At 67.4% G+C, this 25,321-nt stretch carries 22 protein-coding genes; 16 read left to right on the plus strand and 6 right to left on the minus strand.

Translation table 11 applies throughout. The features are described from left to right. Positions 1 to 25 precede the first annotated feature (25 nt). The 4 genes from ACG00X_RS00860 to ACG00X_RS00875 form a co-directional block, all read right to left on the minus strand. Positions 26 to 1,603 (minus strand): ABC transporter substrate-binding protein, encoded by a 1,578-nt coding sequence (locus ACG00X_RS00860; protein WP_394485989.1) that lies wholly within the window; start codon positions 1,601 to 1,603, stop codon positions 26 to 28. 71 nt (positions 1,604 to 1,674) lie between these two features. Then, positions 1,675 to 1,965 carry a hypothetical protein gene (locus ACG00X_RS00865; RefSeq protein ID WP_394485990.1) on the minus strand — a complete coding sequence of 97 codons (291 nt, stop codon included), beginning with the start codon at positions 1,963 to 1,965 and terminating at the stop codon, positions 1,675 to 1,677. A 21-nt stretch (positions 1,966 to 1,986) separates the two neighbouring features. Further along, a complete protein-coding gene (locus ACG00X_RS00870; RefSeq protein WP_394485991.1) occupies positions 1,987 to 2,409 on the minus strand; it encodes a hypothetical protein in 423 nt (140 codons plus the stop codon). 110 nt (positions 2,410 to 2,519) lie between these two features. Next, a complete protein-coding gene (locus tag ACG00X_RS00875) occupies positions 2,520 to 3,362 on the minus strand; it encodes a 2OG-Fe(II) oxygenase family protein (protein ID WP_394485992.1) in 843 nt (280 codons plus the stop codon). A gap of 356 nt (positions 3,363 to 3,718) precedes the next feature. Here ACG00X_RS00875 and ACG00X_RS00880 point away from each other — a divergent pair, with 356 nt between their 5' ends. The 5 genes from ACG00X_RS00880 (at position 3,719) to ACG00X_RS00900 (ending at position 11,131) form a co-directional block, all read left to right on the plus strand. Continuing rightward, complete coding sequence (locus ACG00X_RS00880; protein ID WP_394485994.1) at positions 3,719 to 6,574, plus strand: 2-oxoglutarate dehydrogenase E1 component; 2,856 nt, start codon at positions 3,719 to 3,721, stop codon at positions 6,572 to 6,574. Positions 6,575 to 6,660: 86 nt separating this feature from the next. Beyond that, positions 6,661 to 7,920 carry a 2-oxoglutarate dehydrogenase complex dihydrolipoyllysine-residue succinyltransferase gene (odhB, locus tag ACG00X_RS00885; protein WP_394485996.1) on the plus strand — a complete coding sequence of 420 codons (1,260 nt, stop codon included), beginning with the start codon at positions 6,661 to 6,663 and terminating at the stop codon, positions 7,918 to 7,920. A gap of 18 nt (positions 7,921 to 7,938) precedes the next feature. Further along, positions 7,939 to 9,360: a dihydrolipoyl dehydrogenase gene (lpdA, locus tag ACG00X_RS00890; protein ID WP_394485998.1), complete on the plus strand. Its 1,422-nt coding sequence runs from the start codon at positions 7,939 to 7,941 to the stop codon at positions 9,358 to 9,360. A 65-nt stretch (positions 9,361 to 9,425) separates the two neighbouring features. Then, positions 9,426 to 10,526, plus strand: coding sequence for a cell division protein ZapE (zapE, locus tag ACG00X_RS00895; protein ID WP_394486001.1), 1,101 nt, complete (start codon positions 9,426 to 9,428; stop codon positions 10,524 to 10,526). After that, positions 10,526 to 11,131, plus strand: a complete 606-nt coding sequence (locus ACG00X_RS00900; protein WP_394486003.1) for a hypothetical protein — start codon at positions 10,526 to 10,528, stop codon at positions 11,129 to 11,131. The genes zapE and ACG00X_RS00900 overlap by 1 nt, the downstream gene beginning before the upstream one ends. Positions 11,132 to 11,134: 3 nt before the next feature. Here the strand turns inward: ACG00X_RS00900 and ACG00X_RS00905 are convergent, their stop codons facing one another. Then, a complete protein-coding gene (locus tag ACG00X_RS00905) occupies positions 11,135 to 11,905 on the minus strand; it encodes a PP2C family protein-serine/threonine phosphatase (RefSeq protein ID WP_394486005.1) in 771 nt (256 codons plus the stop codon). 62 nt (positions 11,906 to 11,967) lie between these two features. Between ACG00X_RS00905 and ACG00X_RS00910 the strand changes: the two genes are divergently transcribed. Both ACG00X_RS00910 and ACG00X_RS00915 read left to right on the plus strand, forming a co-directional pair. Further along, complete coding sequence (locus ACG00X_RS00910) at positions 11,968 to 12,171, plus strand: YdcH family protein (protein WP_394486007.1); 204 nt, start codon at positions 11,968 to 11,970, stop codon at positions 12,169 to 12,171. Then, positions 12,158 to 14,215: a DNA repair helicase YoaA gene (locus tag ACG00X_RS00915; RefSeq protein WP_394486009.1), complete on the plus strand. Its 2,058-nt coding sequence runs from the start codon at positions 12,158 to 12,160 to the stop codon at positions 14,213 to 14,215. Before ACG00X_RS00910 ends, ACG00X_RS00915 begins: the two co-directional genes overlap by 14 nt. Positions 14,216 to 14,296: 81 nt before the next feature. Here the strand turns inward: ACG00X_RS00915 and ACG00X_RS00920 are convergent, their stop codons facing one another. Then, positions 14,297 to 15,127 carry an outer membrane protein assembly factor BamD gene (locus ACG00X_RS00920; protein ID WP_394486011.1) on the minus strand — a complete coding sequence of 277 codons (831 nt, stop codon included), beginning with the start codon at positions 15,125 to 15,127 and terminating at the stop codon, positions 14,297 to 14,299. Between the two features lie 44 nt (positions 15,128 to 15,171). Here ACG00X_RS00920 and ACG00X_RS00925 point away from each other — a divergent pair, with 44 nt between their 5' ends. From ACG00X_RS00925 to hisS, 9 genes are all read left to right on the plus strand, one after another. Beyond that, positions 15,172 to 16,179: an RluA family pseudouridine synthase gene (locus ACG00X_RS00925; protein WP_394486014.1), complete on the plus strand. Its 1,008-nt coding sequence runs from the start codon at positions 15,172 to 15,174 to the stop codon at positions 16,177 to 16,179. Between the two features lie 268 nt (positions 16,180 to 16,447). Next, positions 16,448 to 17,275 (plus strand): SMC-Scp complex subunit ScpB, encoded by an 828-nt coding sequence (scpB, locus tag ACG00X_RS00930; protein ID WP_394486016.1) that lies wholly within the window; start codon positions 16,448 to 16,450, stop codon positions 17,273 to 17,275. Further along, entirely contained in the window at positions 17,272 to 19,221 is a 1,950-nt protein-coding gene (locus tag ACG00X_RS00935; RefSeq protein ID WP_394486017.1) for a pseudouridine synthase, read from the plus strand. Before scpB ends, ACG00X_RS00935 begins: the two co-directional genes overlap by 4 nt. An 83-nt stretch (positions 19,222 to 19,304) precedes the next feature. Next, positions 19,305 to 19,730: a nucleoside-diphosphate kinase gene (ndk, locus tag ACG00X_RS00940; RefSeq protein WP_394486019.1), complete on the plus strand. Its 426-nt coding sequence runs from the start codon at positions 19,305 to 19,307 to the stop codon at positions 19,728 to 19,730. 40 nt (positions 19,731 to 19,770) lie between these two features. Beyond that, entirely contained in the window at positions 19,771 to 20,880 is a 1,110-nt protein-coding gene (gene rlmN / locus ACG00X_RS00945; RefSeq protein ID WP_394486021.1) for a dual-specificity RNA methyltransferase RlmN, read from the plus strand. 103 nt (positions 20,881 to 20,983) lie between these two features. Continuing rightward, positions 20,984 to 21,769, plus strand: coding sequence for a type IV pilus biogenesis/stability protein PilW (pilW, locus tag ACG00X_RS00950; protein WP_394486023.1), 786 nt, complete (start codon positions 20,984 to 20,986; stop codon positions 21,767 to 21,769). A gap of 31 nt (positions 21,770 to 21,800) precedes the next feature. Beyond that, complete coding sequence (locus tag ACG00X_RS00955) at positions 21,801 to 22,754, plus strand: helix-turn-helix domain-containing protein (RefSeq protein WP_394486024.1); 954 nt, start codon at positions 21,801 to 21,803, stop codon at positions 22,752 to 22,754. Further along, positions 22,754 to 24,016: a flavodoxin-dependent (E)-4-hydroxy-3-methylbut-2-enyl-diphosphate synthase gene (gene ispG, locus ACG00X_RS00960; RefSeq protein WP_394486027.1), complete on the plus strand. Its 1,263-nt coding sequence runs from the start codon at positions 22,754 to 22,756 to the stop codon at positions 24,014 to 24,016. The genes ACG00X_RS00955 and ispG overlap by 1 nt, the downstream gene beginning before the upstream one ends. After that, positions 24,013 to 25,320, plus strand: a complete 1,308-nt coding sequence (gene hisS / locus ACG00X_RS00965) for a histidine--tRNA ligase (protein WP_394486029.1) — start codon at positions 24,013 to 24,015, stop codon at positions 25,318 to 25,320. The genes ispG and hisS overlap by 4 nt, the downstream gene beginning before the upstream one ends. The last annotated feature ends 1 nt before the right edge of the window (position 25,321 follow it).

Consider the following 25,321-nt stretch of genomic DNA (forward strand, 5'->3'; position numbering starts at 1 on the left):
TGGAACCCACCCCGGCGCCCATCCATCACTTCACGGTCGTGTAGCGCGCCTCGAAGTAGTCGTTCGAGCGATGCAGCGTGTCGACGTTCTTCTTCATCGCCCACGGGCGGATCTGGTGGTGGATGGGGATGAACAGGAACTCATCGCGGATGCGCAGCAGCGCGTCCTTGATGAGGGCGTTGCGCTTGGGCACGTCGGGCTCGAACTTGATCTTCTGGATCAGCGCGTCCAGCGGCGCGTCGCTGACCTTGCCGAAGTTGAAGTTGCCGTCCGCGCCGTTGGTGCGCGTGTGGCCCCAGGCCTGCATGGCGTACAGCGCGTCGTAGGTGGAGACGCCCCAGCCCAGCATGTAGAACGGCGATTCGCCGCGTTGGAAGGTCTGGCTGTGCGTCGCGAACGGCGTGGCCACGAGCCGCGCCTTCACGCCGATCTTGGCCCACATGGACACGGCCGCCTGGCACACCTGCTCATCGTTGACGTAGCGGTTGTTGGGGCAGTGCAGCGGCAGCTCGAAACCCTGCGGGTAGCCCGCGTCGGCCAGCAGTTTGCGGGCCTTGTCCAGGTCGGGCTTGGCCACCTTGTCGAGCGCAGCGTCATAGCCGTTGACGCCCGGCGGCACCATCAGCGCGGCCGGCACCGACAGGCCGCGCATGATGGTGCGCTTGATGGCCTCGCGGTCCAGCGCCAGATTGAGCGCCTCGCGCACCCGCTTGTCCTTGAAGGGGTTCTTGCCCTTCACGCTGGCGTCGCGCAGTTCGTCGCTGCCCTCGTCCATGACGAAGAAGACGGTGCGTGTCTCGGCGCCTTCCAGCAGCTTGACCTTGCCGTCTTCCTTCAGGCGGAAGAAGTCCTGCGGCGGCATGTCGGTGACGATGTCCACGTCGCCCGACAGCAGCGCCGCCACCCGCGTCGGTGGGCTCTTGATGGGCAGGTAGCTCAGCTCGGTGATGTTGCCGGGGTTCTTGTCCCACCAGGCGGTGTTGGCCACCAGCTTCACGGCCTGGTCCGGCTGCCAGCTGACGAGCTTGTAGGGGCCGGTGCCATTCGCGTTGCGCGAGGCGAAGTTCTCTTCCTTGGCCTTGTAGTCCTGCGTGTTGGTCGTGTTGTTCTTCACCGACCACGCCTTGCTCATGATGGGGAAGCTGATGATGTTCTGCAGCAGCATGGGCGTGGGCGCCTCCAGCAGCAGGTCGACGGTGTAGTCGTCGATCTTCTTCACTTCCTTGATGCCGGACACATAGGTCTGCTTGGTGCCTTGCGGCTGCGTGATGCGGCCGAAGCTGAAGACGACGTCGTCGGCCGTGAACGGCGAGCCGTCATGGAACTTGACGCCACGGCGCAGCTCGAAGCGCACCTGCGTCTGCGACAGGTAGGTCCATTGGGTAGCCAGTGCGGGCTCCGGCCGGTAGGCCTGGCTCAGGCGGGTCAGCCCTTCGTAGATGTGGGCGCCGATGGCGTTGGAGGTGTTGTGATCCTGGGAGTGCGGATCCAGCGTCAGGATGTCGTTCTGGGCGGCCCAGCGCAGCGGTGCGGCCTGGGCGGTGGTGGCGGCGCCCAGCGCCAGGGCGGCCAGCAAGGGCAGGAGTCGGAGGACAGATTTCACGCGGCTTCCTTCATCGGGATTGAGGGACGGCAGAAGCCAAAAATACTAGCGGCGCCAGCAGGCGGTGGCGGCTAGGGCTTGCCCGCGACTTCCAGTGAACAATCGCAGCCCTTGCCGGCGGCAATCCAGCGTTTCACCCACCAGCCGCGCCAGCCGCTCGGTTGCGTCGTCAGCACGCCGCACACATAGCGTGCGCCGTCCCATTGCAGGGCGGTGCATGCACCTTTGAGGCGCCGGCTCAGCAGCATGCCCAGCGGGCAGGGTTCGGTCAGGCAGCAGACGCCGCAGCCGTTGCAGACGGCCCCGACCGCCGGCTTGGCCGGCGCGTCGGGGTGGATTTCAATGACCCGAGGCTGATTCATTCATTGATGCTGCAACGGCCTTCATGGTTGCCGGTCCAGCGAAAAGTAGCCCATGGGCTTGCCTCTACGAAGGCCGAAGCCGTAGTACTTGCCGCGCACGGGAAGCTTCTTGAGCGAGCCACTGAGATGGACGTAGTCGTCGCAGATCTCGTTGCGGCCCAGAGTCAGCTTGGAGCCGTCCAACGCGTACGACAGGGGCTCTCTGGCGGGAAAGAATTTCTCGTCGCTCGTCGCAACGGACTGCAAGATGACGCGTCGCCACGTCCCTGCTAGGCAGGACGAGGCCGCAGCCTTGGCGAAACGCAAGGTTAACGTCGTGACTGGCTGGTGAGCCGCGTTCTCGACTTTCAGCACCCACAAACCGCTCAGATCCTCGGCGCTGGCGATGTGTGACGTGAATGTGAGAGCAGCAGCCAGGATAGAACGTCGAACGAGATGCGACATGAATGCAAGGTGGGCGACCGGAGGTTTCCCATCATCGGATCTTGCAAACGAGAACGCCACCGATCAATGACCGGTGGCGTTGGATGGCGTGCTGCGCAGGCGACGCGGATTCAGGTCTTCACGCCCAGCTCGCGCAGGCGCTCGTTGAGGTAGCTGTCCGCCGTGTAGCGGTCGCTCAGCACGACGTTGTCGCGCGGGTGCAGGAACAGCGGCAGCGACACGCGGCTCTTCGTCGCCCCTTCGCCGGTCGGGTTGACGACGCGGTGCTGCGTCGACGGGTAGTAGCCCTCGGAGGCTTCCTGCAGCATGTCGCCGATGTTGATGGTCAGCGTGCCGAAGTCGCAGGGCACGTCGTGCCAGGCGTTGTCCTTGCCCAGCACCTGCAGCCCCGGCTCGTTGGCGGCGGGCAGGATGGTCAGCAGGTTGATGTCGCCATGCGCCGCCGCGCGCAGCGAGCCGGCGGGCTCCTGCCCGGTCAGCGGCGGGTAGCGCAACACGCGCAGCAGCGTCTTCGTGCTGCCCTTGATCATGTTGGACAAGGGCTCGCGGTACCTGGCGGCGATGTCGGGCGGCGTGTACTTCTCGACCCAGCCCAGCAACTCCTCGGCGAGCGCATTGGCTTCGCGGTAGTAGGTGAGGGCGTCTTCCTTGAGCTGGGGCGGAATGCGGCCCCAGGGGTAGACGTGGAAGTACTCCTTGATGTCCTTGAGCGTGGCGCCCTTGGCGGTCTCGGAAATCTGGGTGGAGAACCAGCCGTCCTGCGTCTCCTTCGAGAACGCATAGGCATCCTTGCCGTCGCCATTGAAGAAGGCGAGCCAGTCGGCGTAGATCTTCTCGACGAGCGCCTGGCGGATCGGGTGGTTGGTCAGCACGCCGAAGCCGGTTTCGTGCAGGGAGCGGGTGAACTTCTCGGCCGCGTCGGGTGCGCGGTAGTCGACGACCTGGACTTGCATGGGAATTCCTTGTTGTCCCGTGGCGCAGCCATTCAATCGCGGGGCTGTCGCGGTCGCAAGTTTACGGTTCAGTCAAATTCGACCAGATACAACGAGTGAACTTTGTCGCATCCCCAGGTACTTGTCGGGCAAACCCGCAGTGCTAGAGTTCGCCCCCGATGGAACCCGTCTGTTGCTCAGAAGGCCTGCACCGTTTGTGGGCAGGTTTTTCGAGCAGCGGACGGGTTCCTGGTCCTTCCCGTCCCTTTGCTGTTCGCAGCGAGGTGGGTCGCAATCCGCCAATCGGTCGAGCCGTGTCGCGGAAGGTTCTTCAACCAGCCAAGGCTCTGGAAACCAGGGCATGAGGTGAGCGAAAGATGATGCAGCAATACAGGTCGAACTCCTACCTGTTCGGTGGCAATGCCCCGTATGTGGAGGAGATGTACGAGGCTTACCTCGACAACCCGGGCTCCGTGCCCGACAACTGGCGCGACTACTTCGACGCGCTCCAGCACGTGCCTGCCGTCGATGGCAGCGAGGCCCGCGACGTGGCCCACGCACCGGTCATCGAGTCTTTCGCTCAACGCGCCAAGGCCAACGCCTTTGCCAACAAGGCCTCCAGCGCCGATCTGGCCGTCGCCCGCAAGCAGGTGCACGTGCAGTCGCTGATCGCGGCCTACCGCTTCCTCGGCAATCGCTGGGCGGAGCTGGACCCCCTCAAGCGCTCCGAGCGCCCCAAGATCCCCGAGCTCGACCCCGCGTTCTACGACCTGAGCGAGTCCGACATGGACATCTCGTTCAGCGCCGTGAACAGCTACTTCGGTGGCGAGACGATGACGCTGCGCCAGATCGTGCAGGCCCTGCGCGAGACCTACTGCAGCTCGATCGGCGCCGAATTCATGCATGGCTCCGACCCGGCCGAGAAGCGCTGGTGGCAGGAGCGCCTGGAGAAGGCGCGCAGCAAGCCCAGCTTCAGCGCCGAAAAGAAGAAGCAGATCCTTGAGCGACTGACCGCAGCCGAGGGCCTGGAGCGCTATCTGCACACCAAGTACGTCGGCCAGAAGCGCTTCTCGCTGGAAGGCGGCGAGAGCTTCATCGCGGCGATGGACGAGGTGATCCAGCGCGGCGGCGAGCGCGGCGTGCAGGAAATCGTCATCGGCATGGCCCACCGTGGCCGCCTGAACGTGCTGGTCAACACGCTGGGCAAGATGCCCAAGGACTTGTTCGCCGAGTTCGAACACACGGCGGCCGAAGACCTGCCTGCCGGTGACGTGAAGTACCACCAGGGCTTCAGCTCCGACGTGTCTACGGCCGGCGGCCCGGTGCACCTGTCGCTGGCCTTCAACCCCTCGCACCTGGAAATCGTCAACCCGGTCGTCGAAGGCAGCGTGCGTGCTCGCCAGGACCGCCGTGGCGACACCGTCGGCAAGCAGGTGCTGCCGGTGCTGGTGCACGGTGACGCGGCCTTCGGTGGCCAGGGTGTCGTGCAGGAAACGCTGGCGATGGCGCAGACGCGCGGCTATCGCACCGGCGGCACGGTCCACATCGTCATCAACAACCAGATCGGCTTCACCACCAGCGACCCGCGCGACCTGCGCTCGACCTGGTACTGCTCCGACGTCGTCAAGATGATCGAAGCGCCGGTGCTGCACGTGAACGGCGATGACCCCGAAGCGGTCGTGTGGGCCACGCAGCTGTGCATGGACTACCGCACCGAGTTCGGCAAGGACGTCGTGCTGGACATCGTTTGCTTCCGCAAGCTGGGCCACAACGAGCAGGACACGCCGGCGCTGACCCAGCCGCTGATGTACAAGAAGATCGGCGCCCACCCCGGTACCCGCAGGCTGTACGGCGACAAGCTGGTGACGCAGGGCGTGCTGACCGCCGAAGGCCCGGACGAAATGGTCAAGGCCTATCGCGCCGCGATGGACGAAGGCCGCCACACCGTCGACCCGGTGCTGACCAACTTCAAGAGCAAGTTCGCCACCGACTGGTCGCCCTTCCTGGGCAAGAAGTGGACGGACAGCTGCGACACCGCCATCCCGGCCACCGAGTGGAAGCGTCTGGCCGAGAAGCTGACGACGCTGCCCAAGGACTTCGCGCCCCACAACCTGGTCGCCAAGCTGTATGCCGATCGCGCCGCGATGGGCCGTGGCGAGGTCAACATCGACTGGGGCATGGGTGAGTCCATGGCCTTCGCATCGCTGGTCGCGTCGGGCTACCCGGTGCGCCTGTCGGGCGAGGACAGCGGCCGTGGCACGTTCACGCACCGCCACGCGGTCATGCACGACCAGAACCGCGCCAACTGGGACGCCGGCACCTACATCCCGCTGCAGAACGTGGCGGATGGCCAGGCGCCGTTCACCGTCATCGACTCCATCCTGTCGGAAGAGGCGGTGCTGGGCTTCGAGTACGGCTACGCCGCTGCCGAGCCCAACACGCTGACCATCTGGGAAGCCCAGTTCGGTGACTTCGTCAACGGCGCGCAGGTCGTCATCGACCAGTTCATCGCCTCCGGCGAAGTGAAGTGGGGCCGCTCCAACGGCCTGACGATGATGCTGCCGCACGGCTACGAAGGCCAAGGCCCCGAGCACAGCTCGGCCCGCCTGGAGCGCTTCATGCAGCTGGCCGCGGACAACAACATGCAGATCGTGCAGCCCACCACGGCGTCGCAGATCTTCCACGTGCTGCGTCGTCAGATGCTGCGCATGTTCCGCAAGCCGCTGGTCATCATGACCCCCAAGAGCCTGCTGCGCGCCAAGGATGCGACGTCGCCGCTGGCCGAGTTCACCAAGGGCGAGTTCAAGACCGTCATCGGCGAGCTGAACGACGAGATCGCGGCCGACAAGGTCAAGCGCGTCATCGTCTGCTCGGGCAAGGTCTACTACGACCTGGTGCGCAAGCGCGACGAGAAGAAGGCCACCGACGTGGCGATCCTGCGCGTCGAGCAGCTCTATCCGTTCCCGCACAAGGCCTTCTCGGCCGAGCTGAAGAAGTACCCGAACGCCACCGACATCGTCTGGTGCCAGGACGAGCCGCAGAACCAGGGCGCCTGGTTCTTCGTGCAGCACTACGTGCACGAGAACATGCTCGAGGGCCAGAAGCTCGGCTACGCCGGCCGCCCGGCCAGCGCCAGCCCTGCCTGCGGCTACGCGCACCTGCACCAGGAGCAGCAGAAGGCGCTGCTGGATCAGGCCTTCGCCAAGCTCAAGGGCTTCATCCTCACCAAGTAAGACCGTGACGCGCGGCGCCCGAGAGGCGCCGCGCGTGCGCGCGCCTGCACCCATCACACCGAATAAAGAACACGGAGCCTCACACCATGGCCATCGTTGACGTCCAAGTTCCCCAGTTCTCCGAATCCGTTTCCGAGGGCACCCTGCTGACCTGGAAGAAGAAGCCCGGCGAAGCCGTCACGGTCGACGAAACCCTCGTCGAGATCGAGACCGACAAGGTCGTGCTCGAAGTTCCCGCACCCGCGTCCGGCGTGCTGTCCGAAATCGGCGTTGCCGATGGCAGCACCGTCACCAGCCAGCAACTGCTGGCCAAGATCGACACCGAAGGCAAGGCCGGCGCCGCGGCGCCCGCACCCGCTGCCGCCGCTCCGGCTGCCGCCCCCGCAACCGCTGCAGCACCCGCTGCCACCGGCGGCAACAAGGGCGATGTGGCCATGCCGGCCGCCGCCAAGATCCTGGCCGAGAAGGGCCTCGCCGCCACCGATGTGGCCGGCTCCGGCAAGGACGGCCGCGTGACCAAGGGCGACGCCCTGGCTGCCGGTGCCAAGGCGGTTGCTGCGCCCGTGGCGGTGCCCGCCGCCCCCGCCGTTGCCAAGCCGCTGCCGTCCGTGGCAGCGCCCGCGCAGAACCTGGCGAGCCTTGGCGAGCGCCCTGAGCAGCGCGTGCCCATGACCCGCCTGCGCGCCCGTATCGCCGAGCGCCTGCTGCAGTCGCAAGCCACCAACGCCATCCTGACCACGTTCAACGAAGTGAACATGGCGCCGGTCATGGAGCTGCGCAAGAAGTTCCAGGACAGCTTCACCAAGGAGCACGGCACCAAGCTGGGCTTCATGAGCTTCTTCGTGAAGGCCGCCGTGCACGCGCTGAAGAAGTACCCGGTGCTGAACGCCTCGGTCGACGGCAACGACATCGTCTACCACGGCTACTTCGACATCGGCATCGCCGTCGGCTCGCCGCGCGGCCTGGTCGTGCCCATCCTGCGCAATGCCGACCAGATGAGCTTCGCCGACATCGAGAAGAAGATCGCCGAGTTCGGCAAGAAGGCCCAGGAAGGCAAGCTGGGCATCGACGAGATGAGCGGCGGCACCTTCTCCATCTCCAACGGCGGCACCTTCGGCTCCATGCTGTCCACGCCCATCATCAACCCGCCGCAATCGGCCATCCTGGGCGTGCACGCCACCAAGGACCGCGCGGTGGTGGAGAACGGTCAGATCGTCATCCGCCCGATCAACTACCTGGCCATGTCCTATGACCACCGCATCATCGACGGCCGCGAAGCCGTGCTGGGCCTGGTGGCCATGAAGGACGCGCTGGAAGATCCGTCGCGCCTGCTGTTCGACATCTAAGCCAAGGACACGATCAGCATGACTACCAAGCAATTCGACGTCGTCGTCATCGGTGGCGGCCCCGGTGGCTACATCGCGGCCATCCGCGCGGCCCAACTGGGCATGAACGTGGCCTGCGTGGACGAATGGAAGAACGCGCAGGGCGGCGACGCCCTCGGCGGCACCTGCACCAACGTGGGCTGCATCCCGTCCAAGGCGCTGCTGCAGTCGTCGGAGCATTTCGACCACGCCGGCCATCACTTCGCGGACCACGGCATCAGCCTGGACAACCTGAAGATCGACATCGCCAAGATGGTCGCCCGCAAGGACGCCGTCGTGAAGCAGAACAACGAAGGCGTGCGCTACCTGTTCAAGAAGAACAAGGTGAGCTTCTTCCACGGCCGCGGCAGTTTCGTGGCGGCCAAGGACGGCGGCTACGAGCTCAAGGCCGGCGACGAGACCATCATCGCCAAGCAGGTCATCCTGGCCACAGGCTCCAATGCCCGCCAGCTGCCCGGCGCGGAGTTCGATGAGGAGCTGATCCTGTCGAACGACGGTGCACTGCGCATCCCGGCCGTGCCGGCGAAGCTGGGCGTCATCGGCTCCGGCGTGATCGGCCTGGAGATGGGTTCCGTCTGGCGCCGCCTGGGCTCGGAGGTGACCATCCTCGAAGCCATGCCGGCGTTCCTGGCTGCTGCCGACGAGAGCGTGGCCAAGGAGGCTGCCAAGGTCTTCAAGAAGCAGGGCCTGGACATCCAGCTCAGCGTCAAGATTTCCAAGGTCACCAAGGGCAAGAAGGACGTCACCATCGCCTACACCGACGCCAAGGGCGCCGAGCAGACGCTGGTGGTGGACAAGCTCATCGTGTCGATCGGCCGCGTGCCCAACACCATTGGCCTGAACCCCGAGGCCGTGGGCCTGAAGCTCGACGAACGCGGCGCCATCGTCGTCGACGACGAGTGCAAGACCAACCTGCCCGGCGTCTGGGCCATCGGTGACGTTGTGCGCGGCCCCATGCTTGCGCACAAGGCCGAGGAAGAGGGCGTGGCGGTGGCGGAGCGCATGGCGGGCCAGCATGGCCACGTCAACTTCAACACCATCCCCTGGGTCATCTACACCAGCCCCGAGATCTCCTGGGTCGGCAAGACCGAGCAGCAGCTCAAGGCGGAGGGCGTGGCCTACAAGGCGGGTCAGTTCCCCTTCCTGGCCAACGGCCGCGCCCGTGCGCTGGGCGACACGACGGGCTTCGTCAAGTTCCTGGCCGATGCCAAGACCGACGAGATCCTGGGTGTTCACATCATTGGCCCGTTCGCGTCCGAGCTGATCTCGGAAGCCGTCGTGGCCATGGAGTTCAAGGCCTCGGCCGAGGACATCGCCCGCATCTGCCACGCGCATCCGTCGCTGTCCGAGGCGACCAAGGAAGCGGCACTGGCCGTCGACAAGCGCACGTTGAACTTCTGATCGCGTAGCGCAAACCACAAGGGGCGGCCAATCAGTCGCCCTTTTTTTCGTGATGACCTGTCCGAATGACGTCCGTTAGCGATCTCTATCAGCAGACCCTCGCCGAGCGCGGCTTCAAGGCCGACGCCGCGCAGCTGCGCGCCATCGAGGCCTTGCAGCGCTGCCAGGACGAATGGGAGGCCTACAAGGCCCGCCGCAGCAATGCGGTGACCAAGTTGCTCGTGCGCCCGCCCATCCCGCGCGGCGTCTACATGTACGGCGGTGTCGGCCGGGGCAAGAGCTTCCTGATGGACTGCTTCTTCCAGGCCGTGCCGCTGACGCGCAAGACGCGGCTGCACTTCCACGAGTTCATGCGCGAGGTGCACCGCGAGCTGCAGGAACTCAAGGGCATCGCCGACCCGCTGGAGGAGCTCGGCAAGCGCATCGCGCGGCGGTTCCGGCTGATCTGCTTCGACGAGTTCCACGTCGCCGACGTGACCGACGCGATGATCCTGCATCGCCTGCTGGACGCACTGTTCCGCAACCGCGTGTCCATCGTCACGACGTCCAATTTCCACCCGGACGAGCTCTACCCGAACGGCCTGCACCGTGACCGCATCCTGCCGGCCATCGAGCTGCTGAAGGCCAACCTCGAAGTCATCAACGTCGACGCCGGCACCGACTATCGCCGCCGTTCGCTGGAGGACATGAACCTCTACCTGACGCCGCTGAACGCGGACACCGATGCAGCGCTGACGCAGGCCTTCGAGTCGCTCGCCGAGGCCAAGGATGAGGACCGCAAGCTGATGATCGAGCACCGCGCGATCTATGCCTGGCGTCGTGCCGGTGGCGTCGTGTGGTTCGACTTCCAGACCTTGTGCGGCGGCCCGCGCTCGCAGAACGACTACCTGGAGCTGGCCAGTCAGTTCCACACCGTCATCTTGTCGGATGTGCCCGAGATGCCGGTGCGCCTGGCCAGCGAGGCGCGGCGTTTCACGTGGCTGGTGGATGTGCTGTACGACCGGCGCGTCAAGCTCATCATCTCGGCGGCGGTGCCGGCCGAAGCGCTCTACACCGAAGGCCCGCTGGCGCATGAGTTCCCGCGCACTGTCTCACGCTTGCAGGAGATGCGCTCGGCGGAGTACCTTGCGCTGTCCCGTCGTGAAGTCGATACCTCGTTGACCTGATGAACCCGCTGCTGATCCTGCTGGCCGCTGCGGCTTCAGCGCCGCTGAATGCCTCCTTCGCCACCCGGGCCGAGGTCGCGGCGCAGCGCGCCGCGCTCGAGCAGCGCTTTGACCGCGACAGGGCCGAATGCGCGGAGCGATTCGCGGTCACGCCGTGCCTGGAAGATGTGCGCAAGCGACGTCAGGAGGCGTTGGCGCCGTTGATCGAGCACGAGCATGAGCTGGCCGCGCTGGAGCGCCGTGCGCGTGCGCAGGCGCAGGTTGAGCGCGTCAAGGCGCGTGAGCTCGCCGCAGCCGAGGACGAGGCGCAGCGCCTGGAGCGGGTGGTCAAGGCGCCGCCGCCCATCGCAGTGGCCACGCCGGCGCCGCGCCCATCCCGGCAGCGCAGCCCGGAGGAGGCCCAGCGTGCTCAGGCGCGAGCGGCCAGCCAGGCGCAGGCCGAGGCGGCGCAGCGTGTTGCCAGGGCGAAAGAACGGGAGCGGCTGCTGCAGGAGCGACAGGCAGAGCACGCGGCCAGGGAGCAGCGCCGCAGCCGCCCGGCCGCCAAGCCGCTGCCTTTGCCTTCAACTCTGCCGCCGGCATCGGCGCCTTCCGCGCCGACGTGATCGTCAGTCCAGCGCTTCGAGCTTGACGATGGCGATCGACAGGTTGTCGCCGCCGCCACGTGCGCGCTGACGAGCCTTGCTCACCAGCAGCTCGGCCGCCTCGCGGGGTGGCAGGCTGTGCAGCACGCTGCCCAGCTCCTGGGCGGTGAAGTAGTGCCACAGCCCGTCGCTGCAGCACATCAGCGTGTCGCCGACCTCCATGCCTTCGAAGCGCTCGGCGGTGGATGTCGGGTCCTGCACGGTGCCCAGACACGCCGTTAGCAGGTTGCTCTGTGGGTGCGAGCTGGCCTCGGCTTCAGTCAGCTGTCCCTCGTCGACGAGGCGCTGCACGTAGGAGTGATCCATGGAGCGCTTGACCAGCTTCGGGCCACGGAACCAGTAGATGCGGGAGTCGCCCGAGTGGGTCCAGTAGGCGCAGCGATCACTGCTGACGACGAAGCTCGCGATCGTGCTGTGCGGTTCTTCCTCGGCGGAGATGGCCGTCAGCTTGATCATCAGATGCGCTTCCGACGTGATCTGGCTCAGCAGTTCGGCGGGGGATTCGTCTTCGGGCGAATAGCGCTCGAACAACTGTTGCGCCGTCAGGATGACCTGGTCGGCGGCTTTGCGGCCGCCGCTCTTGCCGCCCATGCCGTCTGCCACGATGCCCATGACGCAGCCGTCGATGCGCGGGTGCGCGATGACAGCGACCTGGTCCTGCTGATATGAACGGTCCCCGCGGTGGGTGCCGGTCGCAGCGGTGAGTCGGAATCCGACGTCGGAAGAAGTGGCCATGCGAAAACTATACTGGCCCGCCCGCCTGGGGGCCGGTGCTCCTCGCTCACATAAACCCCCGAATGAATGAACAACTTCACTCGTTGAGCCGGCGGCTGATCGAGCTGCGCATGGAGCATGGAGATCTTGACGCGATGATCGATCGCTTGGTTGTGCAGGTGCCGGTGGATGAACTGTCGCTGCAGCGCCTGAAAAAGCGCCGTTTGGCCTTGCGCGACATGATCGCCCGGCTCGAAGCCACGACGGAGCCCGATGACCTCGCCTGACCCGGGCCTGGATGACTGGCTGGACGCGCTGGATGGTGCAACGCCGGCTGCCGCGCCTGATGCCGATGAGCTCGAACAGGCGGTGCTGGCCGCGTTCGATGCGGGAGGCCCCCTGGCGCGCCTTGACGCTGGCTACAAGCCGCGTGAGCCGCAGCTGCAGATGAGTCGCGCCGTGGCGCGGGCGTTGAGCCGGCGGCAGGCGCTGGTGGTTGAGGCCGGGACCGGCGTGGGCAAGACCTTCGCCTATCTGGTGCCCACGCTGCTGGCCGGCAGCCGCGCGCTCATCAGCACCGCAACCAAGAGCCTGCAGGATCAGCTGTTCCTGCGGGATCTGCCGCGCCTGACACGGGCGCTGAACACGCCCGTGCGGCTGGCGTTGCTCAAAGGGCGCAGCAGCTACCTGTGCCTGCACCGCATGAAGGAGGCGCGCGTCAGCGGCGAGTTCCCGGACCGTCGTACGGCGCTGTCCCTGGCGCGCATCGAGCGCTGGGCGCTGGGCACGGCCACCGGCGACTTCGCCGAGATCGACGGCCTCGACGAGCGCTCACCCATCATCCCGATCGTCAGCTCCAGCCGCGAGAACTGCCTGGGACAGGAATGCCCCGACTGGAAGTCCTGTTATGTCGTGAAGGCGCGGCGCGAGGCGATGGAGGCCGATGTCGTCGTCGTCAACCACCATCTGTTCTTTGCAGACGTGACGCTGCGCGACACCGGTGTGGCCGAGCTGCTGCCCAGCGTGGAGATTGCCGTCTTCGACGAGGCGCACCAACTGGCCGAGGCCGGTGTGCAATTCCTCGGCACCTTGCTGGGCACGGCCGCGCTGGTGGACTTTGCCCGTGACATGCTGGCCCACGGCTTGGCCCATGCGCGCGGGGTGCATGACTGGCAGGCCTTGCAGGCGGCCGTCGAGAAGGCGACGCGGGAGTTGCGCCTGGCGGCGGCCGGGCCGCTGGCCACGGCAGGTCGCGAGTTGCGCGGCACGCTGAAGCTGGGCTGGAAGGAACGGGCTTCGCAGTCGGCCTTCGCCGCAGCCCTTGCCGGTGTGGAGGCGGCCTGCGCCCAGGCGCTCGAGGCGCTGACGGCCGTCCAGGCAGCTTCGCCGGACTTTGCACGTCTTTGCGAGCGCGCCCAGCAACTGCGTGATCTGGCGAAGCAGTTCGCGGCCGATCCTGCACCGGGCGATGTGCGGTGGATCGACATCAGCCCGCACACGGCCAGGCTGGTCGAGTCGCCGCTGGACATCCGCGATGCCATGCAGCAGCAGCTCGAGGGGCCGCCCAAGGCCTGGGTGTTCACCTCGGCGACGCTGGGTGATGACGAAGGCCTGACCTGGTTCACCGAACCTGCGGGCCTGACCGACGCCGAGATCCTGCGCGTGGGCAGTCCGTTCGACTACCCGGCCAACGCGCGGCTGTACGTGCCGCGCGGTTTTCCCAAACCGTCAGAGCCCGCGCACCCGCCCAGCGTGGCTTTGCTGGCGTCGCGGCTGGCGCGGGCGCTGGGCGGGCGCACCTTCGTGTTGACGACGACGCTGCGCAATCTGCAGACGGTGGCTGACGCGCTGCGCGAGCGCTTCGAGGAGGCCGGCGACGCCATTGGCGTGCTGCAGCAGGGTGCAGCACCCAAGCGTGTGCTGTTGCAGCGCTTCATCGACAACCCTGCCTCGGTGCTGGTCGGCTCGGCCAGCTTCTGGGAGGGTATCGACGTGCCGGGCGATGCGCTGCAATGCGTCGTTATCGACAAGCTGCCGTTCCCGCCGCCGAATGATCCGCTCGTCGAGGCGCGCGTGCAGCGGCTGGAGGCGGAGGGCCGCAATGCGTTCTCGGAGTACTTCGTCGCCGAGGCGGCCATCGCGTTGAAGCAGGGCGCCGGGCGCCTGATCCGCACCGAGACCGACCGCGGCCTGCTGGTGGTGTGCGACCCGCGCATGGCGGGCATGAACTACGGCCGCCGCCTGCGCGCCGCACTGCCGCCGATGACGCCGGTGGCCAACGAGGCCGAGGCGCTTGAATGGTTGCAGCGCCTCAATGAAGAACGGGCCTGAACGGCCCGTCTGAGGTTTCTTGCCTTTCGCGCCGAGCGCTGGGCCGCTCCCGAGGCGGCCCGCTTGGGCGAGGGGCTCGCCTCAGCTCCAGAACTTCCAGAGCATGTACCAGGGCTTGCCCTTCTTCTTGCCGCCGTTGGAGGCGAACTCGCTGTCGGGGAAGTTCCTGTCCAGCACGCGGCGGGCGTCGTCGCGCAGTTGCGTGAGGCCCAGCTTGTCGTAGCTCTCGCCCATGATGTAGAGCGCTTCTTCGATGCCGGGGGCGTGCTGGAACTCGGCCACGGCGGCCTGCGCGCGGTTGGCGGCCGCGACGTAGGCCTTGCGGTTGAAGTAGTAGCGCGCCACGTGGATTTCGTAGGCGGCCAGCGTGTTCGTGATGAAGTCGATGCGCGAGGACGCGTCGGGCGCGTACTTCGATTCCGGGAACTGCTCGACGAGCTGACGGAAGGCCAGCACGGCTTCGCGCGAGGCCTGCTGGTCGCGCTCGGCGACGTCCTGGTTGGCCAGGCGGCCGAACAGGCCGAGGTCTTCGTTGAAGTTGACGATGCCCTTCAGGTAGAGGGCGTAGTCCATCGCCGGGCTGGACGGGTTGAGCTTGATGAAGCGATCCAGCGTCGTGACGGCCTGCGCGCGTTCGCCGGTCTTGTAGTAGGCCCAGGCGACATCCAGCGTGGCCTGCTGGCCCATGGTCGTCCCGGCGGCGCGGCCCTCGATCTTCTCGAGCGTCTTGATGGCGCGGTCGTAGCTGCCGGAACTCAGGTCGTCCTTGGCGTCTGCATACAATTTGTCGAGAGCGGCCTGAGAGTTCGGGTCCTCTTTCGGCGTCGAGCCGCAACCGGCCAGGCCAAGGGCAAGTGCCATCGTGAAGGCGCCGAGGAAGGCGCGGCCGGCCTGGGATTTCTCAACAAACATGTCTGAAGCTGGGGGCGTTGAAGCCGGCCCGGTCACACTGAACAATGGACGCTGAGTATAGGGCGGGGGGGCTGACGGACCCGGAAGACGAGGCCGGCGAGTTGTCGCCTGCCGAGGCCGCGGAGCGCCGCAGCGCCGATGTGGACGCCGCAGGCCATGGCGAGCGGCTGGACCGGTGGCTCACGGGCCTGGCGCCGGAGTTCTCCCGCAATCACCTGCAGTCGCTCATCGAGCGCGGCTGCGTGCTGCTCGACGGCCGTGCGTTGCTCAAGCCGGCGCACAAGTTGCGCGCTGGCCAGCATGTCGAGATCGAGCTGCAGCCCACGGACGAGAGCCGGGCCTTCCGGGCCGAGGCGATGCCGCTGGACATCGTTTTCGAGGACGAGCACCTGGCCGTCATCAACAAGCCCGTGGGGCTGGTGGTGCATCCCGCGCCGGGCAACTGGTCGGGGACGCTGATGAACGGGCTGCTGGCCCACCATGCCGCCGCGGCGACGCTGCCGCGTGCCGGCATCGTGCATCGGCTGGACAAGGACACCAGCGGCCTCATGCTGGTCGGCAAGACGCTGGAGGCCGTCACCTCGCTGAGCCGGCAGATCGCCGCCCGGGAGGTGCATCGCGAGTACCTGGCGCTGGTCTGGGGGCGCGTGGAGGAGGAGATGGTCATCGAGCGGGCCATGCGGCGCGACCCGGTGTCGCGCGTCAAGATGGCCATCGCGCCCGCCAACCTCGGCAAGCCGGCGCGCACCGACGTGTTTCCGCTGGGTGTGGGCGACGTGCAGGGGCGTCCCGTCAGCGCGGTCCACTGCGTGTTGCACACGGGGCGCACGCACCAGATCCGCGTGCACCTCACGCACATGGGCCACCCGCTCGTGGCCGATGCGCTGTACGGCGGGGTGCCGGCCCTGGGCCTCGCGCGCCAGGCACTGCACGCGGCGAGGTTGTCGTTCACGCACCCGGCCACCGGTGAGGCCGTGGTGCTGGAGGCTGAACTGCCGGCGGACCTGGCGGCCGCCTGGGCTGAAATCGGCGCCAGCGGGCTGCCGGCATGATGCGGCGCGGGGTGTTGCGCCGACATGGCTACAATGCGCGCCGGTCGTCGTGACTGAGCGCTGCCCGAAGTGGATGCGCCCAAAGCGGGAATGCAGTCATCCCCGGCGCCGTCGACCATCTCGCTACGCCGCCGGCTGCTGACAAGGCCGGAACGGCGCCCGATGCAAGCAAGACCCGCCCCGCCCGCCTGACGAACGCTGGACTGAAAGCGTCCTGACCCGGGGCCAACGCCAGAGCTCTACCCATTGAGGGTGCGAAGTTGAGTTCATGAACACCCAGGATGCCAAGCGCGTCCTCGAAACCGCGCTGATCTGTGCCTCGCAGCCGCTGACGCTGCGCGAGATGCGCAGCCTGTTTGCCGACGAGTTGGGCGCCGACAGCGTTCGGAGCCTGATCGACGAGCTGTCCCGCGACTGGGAAGGTCGCGGCGTGGAGCTTGTGGCGCTGGCCTCCGGTTGGCGCTTCCAGAGCCGGCCCGAGTTGCGCGAGTACCTCGATCGCCTCCACCCGGAGAAGCCGCCGCGGTATTCGCGGGCCGTGCTGGAGACGCTGGCCATCATTGCCTACCGGCAGCCGGTCACGCGGGGCGACATCGAAGACATCCGCGGTGTCGTCGTCGCGAGCCAGATCATCAAGCAGCTCGAGGACCGCGGCTGGATCGAGGCCATCGGCCACCGCGAGACGCCAGGGCGTCCGGCGCTGTACGCGACGACCAAGGCCTTCCTGGATGACCTCGGTCTGGCCAGCCTGGAGCAACTGCCGGCACTGGAAGTCGGCAGCGAGCCGCCGGCCTTCGAAGCCCTGCAAGGTCAGTTGCTCACCGACCCCGAAGAGGCGGCGGCTGAGCCATCGCCGCCGCCGCCGGCCGCCGGGGCGCCGGTTGGCGCTGTCGAACTCGCGGCGCCCGCTCCCGAGCCTCTTGTCGAGGCAGGCGTGCAGGGCAACGCAGACGGAGAGCCGCCGGCCGAACCGTCTGTCGATGCGCCGCCTTTGTCGCAAAGCCTGTTTGGTGCCGACGGTACGCCGGCCCTTCCCAACCCCGATTTCACTGATCCCTCCGACCCGCCCTCGCAACCTCCGCACGAATCCGCATGAACGACGCTGCCGACCAAGAACATTCCCTGCCTCCCGCCGCTGATGCGGAGGCGCCTGCCGCACCCAAGCGGCGTCGCACCACGGCCAAGCCGGCCGCCGATGCGCCGGCAGAAGCCGCAGAGGCTGCTGTGCCCGTGAAGCGCACGCGTCGCAAGGCCGAAGCGGTCGCGGAAAGCGATGCGCCGGTTGCGGAGGCGGCGGCTGAAGACGTGCCGGCCCCGGCCCGCAAGCGCGCACCGCGCAAGACAGCCGTCGCTGCCGATGGCGTTGTGCAGGCGCCGCTGTTCGAGGCGCCGGCAGCCGTGGCGGCTGCGCCGGCCCCTGCGCCAGCACCGATCTTCACGCTGGGTGATGCACCGGCTGTCGCCATGGGTGACGAGGGTGCGGAAGGTGACGAGGGCGGCGAGTCGGGTGATGGCGAGGGTGAGGATGGTGAGCGCGGCGGTCGCGGTCGCAACCGGCGGCGTAACCGCAAGGAGCGCGGTGAGCGCCCGGCGGGCGCAGCGCCTGCGGCGGTGGGCGCGGATGCGCTGCCGGGTCGGGCGCTGGCGCCTGAGCTGGTGGAGGCGGCGGGTGCGCGCTTCGCCGATGTGCTGTCGGGCAACCTGGATGCGGAGTCCGAGGGCCCTGTCGGTGAACTGCCGACGCTGCGCCCCGAGCCGGAAGAGGCGGCCGAGGGGGCTGTTGATGGCGAGGCCAAGCGCGTGCTGGCGGCCGACGCCGATGCGCCCAAACTGCAGAAGGTGCTGGCTCAGTCGGGCATCGGCTCGCGCCGCGACATCGAGGAGTGGATCGCCGAAGGCAAGATCGAGGTGAACGGCGAGGTCGCCCATGTCGGCCAGCGCATCTCGTTCGGCGACCGCGTCAAGGTCAACGGCAAGGACGTGCGCGTGCGCATCTCGCCGCCGAACCCGCGCATCCTGGCTTATCACAAGCCCACCGGCGAGGTCTCCACCTTCAACGACCCCGAAGGCCGCCCCACGGTGTTCCGCACGCTGCCGCGCGTGCAGGGCCAGAAGTGGCAGTCCGTCGGCCGCCTGGACATCAACACCGAAGGCCTGCTGCTGTTCACCAACTCCGGCGAACTGGCCAACCAGCTCATGCACCCGCGCTTCGGCGTGGAGCGCGAGTACGCGGCTCGCGTGCTGGGCTCGCTGAGTGACGAGCAGCGCGCGCGCCTGCTGGAGGGCGTCAGCGTGGATGGCCAGACGGCGTCCTTCAAGAGCATCGAGGACGGCGGTGGCGAAGGCGCGAACCGCTGGTATCGCGTCGTCATCACCGAAGGCCGCAACCGCGAAGTGCGCAAGCTGTTCGAGGCGGTGGGCATGGTGGTCAGCCGCCTGATCCGCATCCGCTACGGCACCGTCGTGCTGCCGCGCGGCCTCAAGCGTGGCGTCTGGGTGGAGCTGGGTGACGACGATGTGCGCGTCATCCGCCGTCTGGCCGGTCACACCTCGCATGCGGGCGCCAGTGCAGGCAACGGCCAGGGCAAGGCTCAGGCTCAGCCGCAAGGCGGCAAGAACGATCGCAACAAGCGCCGCTCCGATGACCGCCACAGTGGCGTCGGTCCGCGCCCGAGCCGTCCGCAAGAGCCGCAGCAGCGCCCGCAGCGTGAGGAGCGTGCGCAGCGCCGCGACGACGATGAAGACGACGACGGTTTCATCCCGCATCACATCAACCCGCTGGAGCAGACTTTCGACCGCCGCCATGCAACGGGTGGCAAGCGCGGCATTCCGCAGGGCTTCGGCGCCGGCGGCAGCCAGCAGGTCGACCGCCCTGGCAAGGGCGGCAACAAGGGCGGCCAGCGCGAGCCTGATCCGATGCAGACCTCGCTGGGCTACATCGGGGGCGATGCCTATCTGCGCCGCGGTGGCGGCGGCGGTGGACGCGGCGGCAAGGGCGGTGGCGGTGGGCGTTCCGGCGGCGGCTTCGGCGGCCGGCGCTGAAGTCCGCTCGGGACCGCAACTGGGGTCATCCCCCAACGCTACAATCACGGGTTTTGTCCAATACACCTCATCAGGAGATTTCCATGGCAATCGAACGCACCCTGTCCATCATCAAGCCCGATGCCGTGGCGAAGAACGTCATCGGCCAGATCTACGCCCGCTTCGAAGGCGCTGGTCTGAAGATCGCTGCTGCCAAGCTGGTGCAGCTGTCGCGCGGTGAAGCCGAGCAGTTCTACGGCGTCCACAAGGCCCGCCCGTTCTTCAACGATCTGGTCAACTTCATGATCTCCGGCCCGGTGATGATCCAGGTGCTGGAAGGCGAGAACGCCATCCTGAAGAACCGTGAACTGATGGGCGCCACGGACCCGAAGAAGGCAGAGAAGGGCACCATCCGTGCCGACTTCGCTGACAGCATCGACGCCAATGCCGTGCACGGCTCCGATGCCCCGGAGACGGCCGCCGTTGAAGTGGCCTTCTTCTTCCCCGGCCTGAACGTCTACTCGCGTTAAACCCCCAACGGGGTCGGTGACCCCGGCCCAGGAAGTTCGTATGGATGCGGTCAACCTGCTCGGTTTTGATCTGCCAGGCTTGGCCGCCTTCTGCGAGCAACTGGGCGAAAAGAAATTCCGTGCGACCCAGCTGTTCCGCTGGGTTCACCAGAAGGGCGTGTCGGACTTCGACCAGATGTCCGACCTCGCCAAGTCCCTGCGCGACAAGCTCAAGGGGCGCGCCCACGTGACGGCGCTGCCCGTCATCTCCGAGCATGTCTCGGCGGACGGCACCATCAAGTGGCTGTTCGATGTCGGCGCCGGCAACGCCGTCGAGGCGGTCTTCATCCCCGAAGACGATCGCGGCACGCTGTGCGTGTCCAGCCAGGCCGGGTGTGCCGTGGGCTGCCGCTTCTGCTCCACCGGCCACCAGGGCTTCAGCCGCAATCTGGCAACCGCCGAGATCACCGCCCAGCTGTGGTTTGCCGAGCATGCGCTGCGCAAGCGCCTCAACACGACGGATCGCGTCATCTCCAACGTCGTGATGATGGGCATGGGCGAGCCGTTGCAGAACTACGACCAGCTCGTGCCGGCCCTCAAGACCATGCTCGACGATCACGGCTACGGCCTGAGCCGTCGGCGTGTCACCGTGTCGACCTCCGGCGTCGTGCCGATGATCGACCGGCTGCGCGAGGACTGTCCCGTCGCTCTGGCGGTCAGTCTGCATGCACCCACCGATCCGCTGCGCGACCAGCTCGTGCCGCTGAACAAGAAGTACCCGATCGCCGAACTGCTGGACGCCTGCAATCGCTACCTGGAGAAGGCGCCACGCGACTTCATCACCTTCGAGTACTGCATGCTGCAGGAGGTGAACGATTCACCCGAGCAGGCGCGTGAGCTGCTGAAGCTGGTGAAGAACCACGTCAACTGCAAGATCAACCTGATCCCCTTCAACCCCTTCCCGGCGTCGGGCCTGACACGCAGCACGAATGCGCGCGTGCAGGCCTTTGCCGAGGTGTTGATCCAGGCGGGCCTGGTGACGACTGTGCGCAAGACCCGCGGCGACGACATCGATGCTGCCTGTGGCCAGCTGGCCGGCGAGGTACAGGATCGCACCCGCGCGCATATCCGCATGGTCAGGGCCCCTGTGACGGTGGCCAAATCCACGTGATGCCCGTCCCCTTCGTTCCGTTCGCACCGCCCGTCAATCGCCCGGACGGCGGCGGGCGGCGTGGGGCGGCAACGTGCCATTGATGTCCACCCCCGAGGATCTGATGAAGCGACTGCTGATCGTTCTGTTCGCCGCTGTGCTTGCCGCCTGCGCCGGCACACGCACCGCCCCCAATGCCGACCGCGAGATCAAGACCGAGTCCGATCAGACGGACGCTGATCGTCGTGCGGCGATCCGGCTGGAGCTGGCGCAGGGCTATTTCTCGCGCGGTCAGTTCTCGACGGCGCTGGACGAACTCAAGCTCGCGCTGCAGGCCAAGCCCGACATGCGCGAGGCCGTCAATCTGCGTGGCCTCATCTACGCAGCCATGGGCGACCATACGCTGGCCGAGGACACCTTCCGCCGCGCGCTGACGGTCTATCCGAACGACGCCGACACCTTGCACAACTTCGGCTGGTTCCAGTGCCAGCAACAGCGCTGGCAGGCGGCCGACACCTTGTTCGATCAGGCGCTGGCTCAGCCCACGTACCGTGGCGCGTCGCGCACACAGTTGGCCAAAGGCGTCTGCGAAGCCCGTTCGGGGCGGCTGCCGGTGGCTGAGAAGACGCTGGTCCGCGCCTTCGAGCTGGACCCCGCCAGCCCGGTCATCGCCGTCAACTTGTCTGAAGTGCTCTATCGCAACGGTGAGCTGGAGCGTGCACGCTTTTACGTGAAGCGCGTCAATGACCAGCCCGAGCAGGCCAACGCACAGAGCCTGTGGCTGCAACTGCGGGTGGAGCGCAAGCTGGGCAACACGGTGGCGACCAACGATCTGTCTCAGCAATTGCGTCGCAAGTACCCGCAATCCCCCGAGATCCAGGCCTTGGACGCTGGCCGCTACGACGACTGAGCCGCCTGCCGGCCACCCACAGAACAAGACGATGCAACCCATTTCCGAGGGACGAGTGCCAGAGCCGACGACAGCGGGCGCCTGGCTTCGCCATGCGCGCCAGCAGCGCGGCCTGCACATCGCTGCACTGGCGGTCACGCTCAAGGTGCCGCAGGCGAAGCTCGAGGCGCTGGAGGCTGACCGCTACGCCGATCTGCCCGATGCCACGTTCGCGCGCGCGCTGGCGACGGCCGTTTGCCGCGCGCTGAAGGTCGAGGCTGCGCCGGTGCTGGCGATGCTCCCTCGCACCAGCGAGCAGGGCTTCGATATGCGTCCGGGCCTCAATCAGCCGTTTCGCGAGCGTAGCGTCGGCCCCATCGATGGCAGCGTGCTGACGTGGCTGAAGCGGCCAGTCGTTTGGCTGGCCGGGCTGCTGCTGGTCGCTGCGGCGGCCATCTACTGGGTGCCGGCCGGCTGGCTGCCCGAGGCGGGCATCGCGCCCGCGCCGGTGCCGGCGTCGGGTCAAGTGACGCCGGCGGCCAGCGTCGCCGCGGGCGAGTTCGTGCCGGCGCCGTCGGCCGCGTCGGAGCCGGGGGTCTCGGTATCGGTGTCCGCGCCGACGGCGGTTGCCCTGCCGGTCGCGGTGCCATCGGCGCCTGCGTCAGCGCCAGCGGCTCTTGCGCCGGTGGCCTCCGAGCCCGCCTCTGCGCCTGCGGTTCGTGCTTCCGCGCCGCTGCAGGTGCGTGATGTGCCGGCGCCGGCCCAGGTCGGCTCGGCGTTGCGCATCTCGGCGAGCGAGGACAGCTGGGTCGAGGTCGTCGATGCGGGCGGCCAGTTGCTGCTGTCGCGCGTGTTGCGCCAGGGTGAGCAGCAGCAGTTCAATGGCGCAGCGCCTTACAAGGTGCGCGTCGGCAATGTGCGTGGCACGCAGGTCGAATGGCGCGGTGCCGCCGTCGACCTGGCGGGGCGCGCGAGCAACAACGTCGCCCGTCTGGAGTTGAATTGATGAGCGAATGGATCATTCCCGAAGCGGCGCCGGCGGCGCGCCGCAGCCGCCAGGCCCGCGTGGTCTGGGGCGGCCGTGTCGTGACGGTGGGCGGTGACGCGCCGGTGCGCGTGCAGTCCATGACCAACACGGACACCGTGGACGCCATCGGCACCGCCATCCAGATCAAGGAGCTGGCCATCGCCGGCTCCGAGCTCGTGCGCATCACGGTGAACACGCCGGAGGCTGCCGAGCAGGTGCCCTACATCCGCGAGCAGCTCGACCGCATGGGCATCGATGTGCCGTTGGTGGGCGACTTCCACTACAACGGCCATCGCCTGTTGACCGAGCACCCGGCCATGGCCCAGGCCCTGTCCAAGTACCGCATCAATCCCGGCAACGTGGGCAAGGGCGAGAAGAAGGACAAGCAGTTTGCGCAGATGATCGAGGCGGCGATGAAGTACGACAAGGTCGTGCGCATCGGCGTCAACTGGGGCAGCCTGGACCAGGAGCTGCTCGCGCAGTTCATGGACGAGAACGCGCGCCGTGCGGTGCCGTGGGGCGCCAAGCCGGTCATGTACCAGGCGTTGGTGGAGTCGGCGCTGACGTCGGCCGGCTATGCCCGCGAGCTGGGCATGAACCCCGACAACATCATCATCAGCTGCAAGGTCAGCGGCGTGCAGGACCTGATCTCGGTCTACCGCGAGCTGGCCCGCCGCTGCGACTACGCGCTGCACCTGGGCCTGACCGAAGCCGGCATGGGCACCAAGGGCACGGTGGCGTCGTCGGTGGCGCTGGGCATCCTGGCGCAGGAAGGCATCGGCGACACCATCCGCGTCAGCCTGACGCCCCAACCGGGCGAGTCGCGCACGCAGGAGGTCGTCGTCGCGCTGGAGATCCTGCAGTCGCTGGGCCTGCGTCACTTCAACCCGAGCGTCACGGCCTGCCCGGGCTGCGGCCGCACGACCAGCACCACCTTCCAGGAACTCGCCAAGCAGATCGACGACTTCCTGCGCCTGCAGATGCCCGTCTGGCGCAGCAAGTACCCGGGCGTGGAAGAGATGAAAGTGGCCGTCATGGGCTGCATCGTCAACGGCCCGGGCGAGAGCAAGCACGCCGACATCGGCATCAGCCTGCCGGGCACCGGCGAGGCGCCGGCGGCACCCGTCTTCATCGACGGCGAGAAGGCCGTGACACTGCGCGGTGACAACATCGCGCAGGAGTTCCACGCGCTGGTCGAGAACTACATCGAGAAGCGCTTCGGCGCCACGGCTACTGCATGAGTGACAACAAGAAAGTCCAGCCGCTGCAGGCGGTGAAAGGCATGAACGACATCCTGCCGCCGGAGTCGGCGCGCTGGGAGTGGCTGGAGGCGAAGATGCGCAGCGTGCTGCAGCGCTACGGCTACAGCAACGTGCGCGTGCCCATCGTCGAGCCGACGGCGCTGTTCGTGCGCGGCATCGGCGAGGTGACCGACATCGTCGAGAAGGAGATGTACGCCTTCGAAGACCGCGCCGACAAGCATGGTCAGGCCGAACACCTGGCGCTGCGCCCCGAGGGCACGGCCGGCGTCGTGCGCGCGATGATCGAGCACAGCTACCTGCGCGACAGCCCGCGGCGCCTGTACTACACGGGCCCGATGTTCCGCCGCGAGAAGCCGCAGAAGGGCCGCTATCGCCAGTTCCACCAGATGGGCATCGAGGCGCTGGGCTTCGCCGGCCCCGACGTCGACGCCGAGGTCATCCTGCTGGCCCGCACGCTGTGGCGCGAGCTGGGCCTGAAGGAGGGCGAAGACGTCACGCTGGAACTCAACTGCCTGGGCCAACCCGACGAGCGCGCCGCGCACCGCGCCGCGCTGATCGCCCACCTCGAACAGCACCAGGATGTGCTGGACGATGAGGCCAAGGCCCGCATGTACAGCAACCCGCTTCGCGTGCTGGACACGAAGAACCCGGCCATGCAGGCGATGGCCGAAGGCGCGCCCAAGCTGTTGGACTTCCTCGGTGAAGCCTCGTTGGCCCACTTCAACGGCGTGCGCGCGCTGCTGGACGCCGTCGGCCTGGCCTACCGCATCAACCCGCGTCTCGTGCGCGGGCTGGACTACTACAACCTCACCGTGTTCGAGTGGGTGACGACCAAGCTGGGCGCTCAGGGCACAGTGTGTGCCGGCGGCCGCTACGACGGCCTGATCGAGCAACTGGGCGGCAAGGCCGCGCCGGCCGTGGGCTTCGGCATGGGCCTGGAGCGCCTGCTGCTGCTGCTCGAAACGCTGAACCTGCAGGCCCCGGCTGCCGCGCCGGACGTCTACGCCGTCGTGCCCGAGCCGGCCGACCTGCCGCGCATCCTGCCCACGCTGGAAGCGCTGCGCGCCGCCGGCGTGGCCGTGCAGATGCACGGTGGCGGCGGGTCGTTCAAGTCGCAGTTCAAGAAGGCCGACGCCTCGGGCGCCCGCTTCGCGCTGGTGTTCGGTGGCGATGAACTCGCCCGTGGTGAAGTGACCGTCAAACCCCTGCGCGATGGCGCCGAACAGGTGGCCCGCCCGCTCGCGGACGTGGCTGCACTGGCGGCCGAGTTGCGCACCGCATAAT

The organism is Pelomonas nitida, assembly GCF_043555975.1.
In the GTDB taxonomy this organism is placed as follows: domain Bacteria; phylum Pseudomonadota; class Gammaproteobacteria; order Burkholderiales; family Burkholderiaceae_C; genus Pelomonas; species Pelomonas nitida.